This window comes from Streptomyces sp. NPDC060205 (assembly GCF_042728395.1).
Classification (GTDB): Bacteria; Actinomycetota; Actinomycetes; order Streptomycetales; family Streptomycetaceae; genus Streptomyces.
Genome location: NZ_JBHWZP010000520.1, coordinates 1 through 4,573, shown reverse-complemented (window position 1 = coordinate 4,573; position 4,573 = coordinate 1). Strand labels below are relative to the sequence as shown.

Sequence of the window (4,573 nt, the reverse complement as noted above, 5' to 3'; positions counted from 1 at the left end):
GGCGCAGCCCCTTGCCTCTAGGGGCGCGGGGAACGGCGCAATCTTTCGCCTTTCGGGGGGGGCGCAGGCCCCTGCCTTTCAGGGGCGCGGGGAACGGCGCGACCAGCCCCCACGCACCCGCACCCGCAAACGAACGCACCTCCCCCCGCCGGTTCCGCCGCACCGCCGGTTCCGGACGGTTACAGCACGCGCAGCGTCCACTCCCACCGGTGGGTCCCCGGCGGCACGAGATACCCGGCCGAGGTGTCCGGCCCGCACGACGCCGTGCCGAGCCCCCGGTGCGCCGTGTCGAGGTGCACGACACAGCCCGGCCGCGGTACCAGCTCGTCGTGGTGCGTGGCGGCGGCCAGATCCTCGGCCCGGTACCGGTTGACGGAGACCTGTCCCGGCGCCCCCAGTTCCACGGCGAGCCCCGTGGCGTCCGGCGCCGACAGCGTGAACCGCCGCACCCCGTGCCGCCCGCCGCTCTCCTGCGGGCGCAGGTAGGGAGTGAACAGCTCGTCCACCGGCAGCGAGTGGTGTCCCACGGGCGCGCCCGCGCTGCGGTCCGGGTACGACTCCCAGGGGCCCTGCCCGTACCAGTCCAGGACGTCGAGTCCGGGGGTCGTCTCGAAGACCGTGCCGACCCTGGCCACGTCGTCCAGCCCCGCCGGGAGTTCGGCCGACTCCTCGACCCGGATGCCGCCGGTGACCGGCGTGAACACCTGCTCGTGGCGGACGGGCCCGGCACCGGTCGCGTACTCGCTGAGCACGACGACCCGCGAGCCCTCCTCGCGCACGTCCACGACCTTGCGTACGAGTGCGTCGAGGCCCCAGTCGTGCCAGCGGGCCGCCATGCCGCCGAGTTCGTCGTTGTCGGTGGGCGCCCGCCAGAGTGAGAGCCGCGGCGCGGACGTCAGCAGGGGGTGGACCAGCAGCGCGTCCTCGTCGAGCGTGACGGCCGGACCGGTCGCGGGCTCCGGGGGCGTGTCGGTGGCCGCGGCGGCCAGCCGGACCTGCGGCACACACACCTCCGTGCCGAGCGGTGCCCACGCCTCGTCGTCGGCGGTCGTGACCCGCAGGGTCAGCCAGGTCTCACCGGCGGCCGGCTCGGGCAGCGGGAAGGGCAGCGGCACCTCCGCCGACCCGCCCGGCAGCACCTCGGGCAGGGAGGCCGGCGCGCGCCGCGTCGTACCGTCGGCGCCCACGAGCAGCCACTCGGCCGCGAGCCACTCCAGACCCCGGAAGTGCTGCCTGTTGTGGACCCGGAGGACCCCTTCGTCGTACGTCAGCCTGAGCGGGCCCGCGATCTCCCGGTGCTCGTACATCACGGGCTTGGGGGTGCGGTCGGGGAACACCACGCCGTCGGCGATGAAGGCGCCGTCGTGGATCGTCTCGCCGAAGTCGCCGCCGTAGGCCCAGCGGTGGCCGGGCGCGGTGACACCGTTGTCGTACAGGCCCACGCCGCCTCGGCCGGCCGGTCGTCCGTCGTTCACCCGCTGGAGGATGCCGTGGTCCCAGAACTCCCAGATGAAGCCGCCCTGAAGGCCCGGGGTGGACTCGATGGCGGCCCAGGTGTCGGCGAGCGTGCCGTTGCTGTTGCCCATGGCGTGCGAGTACTCGCACTGGATGAGCGGCTTGGTCTGCCGGCCGGACAGGGCGTGCGCGACGCAGTCCTCGATGGGCGCGTACATGGGGCAGGCGATGTCGGAGGCGAGCTTCTCGTCCGCCCAGTCGATCTTGGCGGCACCCTCGTACTGGATCGGCCGGGTCGGGTCGTGGCGGCGCACCCAGCCCGCCGCCGCGTCGTGGTTGGCGCCGTAGTCGGACTCGTTGCCCAGGGACCAGACGATGATCGAGGGGTGGTTCTTGTCCCGCAGGACCATGCGCGCGACCCGGTCCACGAACGCGGGCAGGTAGCGGGGGTCGTCGGCGATCTCGTGAGCGTGGTCGTGCGACTCGATGTTCGCCTCGTCCACCACGTACAGACCCAGCTCGTCGGCGAGGTCGTACAGCGCCGGGTCGTTCGGGTAGTGCGAGGTGCGGACCGCGTTGAAGCCGAACCGTTTGAGGACGACGAGGTCGGCGCGCATGTCGTCCGCGGTGACCGTGCGGCCGGTCAGCGGGTGGAAGTCGTGCCGGTTGGCGCCCCGGATGAAGACGCGCTCGCCGTTGACCAGCAGGTCCCGGCCGACGATCTCGACGTCCCGGAACCCGACCCGGTGGTGCGAGCTGTCGGCGATCGAACCGTCGAAGCGGTGCAGCCGCACGGCCAGGTCGTACAGCTCGGGTGTCTCGGCTGTCCAGGGGCGGACGTCCTTGACGACGGTCCGCAGCCGCGCCTCGCCGTAGAAGTCGGACACCCGCATGTCCTCGGCGTTGAGACGGTCGAACTCCGTGTCCTGGGTGAGGAGCTGGCCGTCCAGGGCCGCGGTGACGTACCAGCCCTCCGGCAGCGGTCCCGCGGTGTCGCGTACCTTGCAGTCGACCGACAGGTGCCCGTCCCGCGGCGCGCGCACGGTCACGTCCGCGAGGTGCAGCGGGTCGGTGGTGTACAGCAGCACCGAGCGGGTGATGCCCGCGTGCCACCACTGGTCCTGGTCCTCGATGTGCGAGGCGTCGGACCACTTGACGACGGTGAACCGTACGGTCGCCGGGTCCCCGGGGCGTACGACGGCCGTGAGGTCGAACTCGGCCGCCAGGTGGGAGTCCTTGGAGATGCCGACCGGCCGGCCGTTCACATGGACGAGGAGCACGCTCTCGGCGGCGCCGACCTGGAGGACGATCCGGCGGCCCGCCCACTCGGCGGGGATGTCCACGGACCGCTCGTAGACGCCCGTCGGGTTCGCGGCGGGCGTGTGCGGCGGGACGTCGGCGAACGGCATCCGGACGTTCGTGTACTGGGGCAGGTCGTGGGGGCTCTGCATGGTCCACACGCCCGGCACGTCGGCGAGGGTCCACTCGCCCGACGCCCCGGTCGGTGAGGGCAGCAGCTGGAAGTGCCAGGAGCCGTCCAGGGACAGGGCGCCGGAGCGCCGGTCCACCGCGTTCATCGGCAGCCGCTGCCAGGAGGTCGTCTCCGGTGACTCCCAGGGCCGCAGGGCGAGCAGGTGGTCGCGTCCCATCAGCGGATCGCTCCCTTGCCGAGGTCGGCGATGATCTGCTTGGCGCCGATCGCGAAGACGATCAGCAGGGGGATCAGGGCGAGGACCGCGCCCGTCATGACCATTCCGTAGTCCGTGGTGCCGTGGACGCCGTTGAGCTGGGACAGGGCGACCTGGAGGGTCACGTTGTCCGGGTTGGTGAGGGCGATCAGCGGCCAGGCGTAGTCGTTCCACTGGCCCATGAACGTGAAGATGCCGAGGAAGGCGAGCCCGGGGCGGACCACGGGCAGGGCCACGTGCCAGTACTGGCGCAGGAAGCTCGCCCCGTCGATCTTCGAGGCGTCCAGCAGTTCGTCGTGGATCGCGCTCTTCATGTACTGCCGCATCCAGAAGATGCCGAAGGCGTTCGCGGCGGCCGGCACGATCAGCGAGGTCATCGAGCCGATCCAGCCCAGCTTTGCCATGATCACGAACTGCGGGATGGCGGCGAGCTGCGCCGGCACCATGAAGATCGCCATCATCATCGCGAACAGCGTCCGGCGGCCGGGAAACTTGAACTTGGCGAAGACGAACGCGGCCAGCGAGTCGAAGAACAGCACGAGGAACGTCACGGAGACGGCGACGAGCAGCGAGTTGACCATCGACCCGAAGAAATCGATGCTGTCGAACAGCTTGCTGAGGTTGTCGCCGAAGTGCGAGCCGGGCAGCAGCTTCGGCGGATAGGAGAAGATCTCGGTCGACGTGTGCGTCGACATGATCACGGCCCAGTAGAACGGGAACGCGGAGAGCAGCACCCCGAACAGCAGGGAGACGTGCAGAGCGATGCCTCTGCGCTGAGTGCCCCGGATGCGCGTGCCCTTGGCGGGCCCGGTACGGGGCGGCTCGGTGGGGGCGGGCTCGGTCTGTGTGGTGACAGCCATGGTGACGGGCCTCCCTAGTCCTCGCCCCGGCGCTGCACCAGGCGCCAGTTGACGATCGAGAAGATGACGACGACGAGGAAGATGCCCCAGGCCACGGCGGCGCCGTAACCGAAGTCGTTGTTGTCGAAGGTCTGCTGGAAGAAGTAGAGGACCATCGTGCGGCCGGCGTGGTCGGGACCGCCGGAGAACGTGGACTCGTTGGCGGTGGACTGCAGCAGCACCTGCGGTTCGGAGAAGCTCTGCAGTCCGGTGACCGTCGAGATGACGAGCACGAAGAGCAGCACCGGCCGCATCAGCGGGAGCGTGATCCGGAAGAAGGTCTGCACGGGCCCGGCGCCGTCCATGCGGGCCGCCTCGTACAGCTCGCCGGGGATCGTCTGGAGTCCGGCGAGGAAGATGATCGCGTTGTAGCCGGTCCACTGCCAGGTCATCAGGGTGGCGATGGCGACCTTGATGCCCCACGGGGTGTTCAGCCAGGCGATCTGGTCCAGCCCGACCGCCTGCAGCAGGGCGTTCACCAGACCGAAGTTGGTGGAGAAGACCGAGCCGAAGATGATCGCGACGGCGACC

The 4,573-nt window shown here is 70.6% G+C and carries 3 protein-coding genes; all 3 read right to left on the bottom strand.

Features of this window, described 5'->3' with window-relative positions:
* Positions 1-179: 179 nt before the first annotated feature.
* The gene (locus ACFWGJ_RS42260) at positions 180-3,104 is read right to left on the bottom strand and encodes a glycoside hydrolase family 2 TIM barrel-domain containing protein (protein WP_387334275.1); all 2,925 of its coding nucleotides are present in this window, start codon (positions 3,102-3,104) and stop codon (positions 180-182) included.
* Positions 3,104-4,003 carry a carbohydrate ABC transporter permease gene (locus tag ACFWGJ_RS42255; protein WP_387334274.1) on the bottom strand — a complete coding sequence of 300 codons (900 nt, stop codon included), beginning with the start codon at positions 4,001-4,003 and terminating at the stop codon, positions 3,104-3,106. The genes ACFWGJ_RS42260 and ACFWGJ_RS42255 overlap by 1 nt, the downstream gene beginning before the upstream one ends.
* A 14-nt stretch (positions 4,004-4,017) precedes the next feature.
* The coding region (locus ACFWGJ_RS42250) for a carbohydrate ABC transporter permease (protein ID WP_387334273.1) at positions 4,018-4,573 on the bottom strand (556 nt) is incomplete at its 5' end.

Excerpts from the sequence above, each read along its gene's own strand:
- ACFWGJ_RS42260 (WP_387334275.1), bottom strand. The coding sequence starts at position 3,104 with ATGGGACGCGACCACCTGCTCGCCCTGCGGCCCTGGGAGTCACCGGAG.
- ACFWGJ_RS42255 (WP_387334274.1), bottom strand. The coding sequence starts at position 4,003 with ATGGCTGTCACCACACAGACCGAGCCCGCCCCCACCGAGCCGCCCCGT.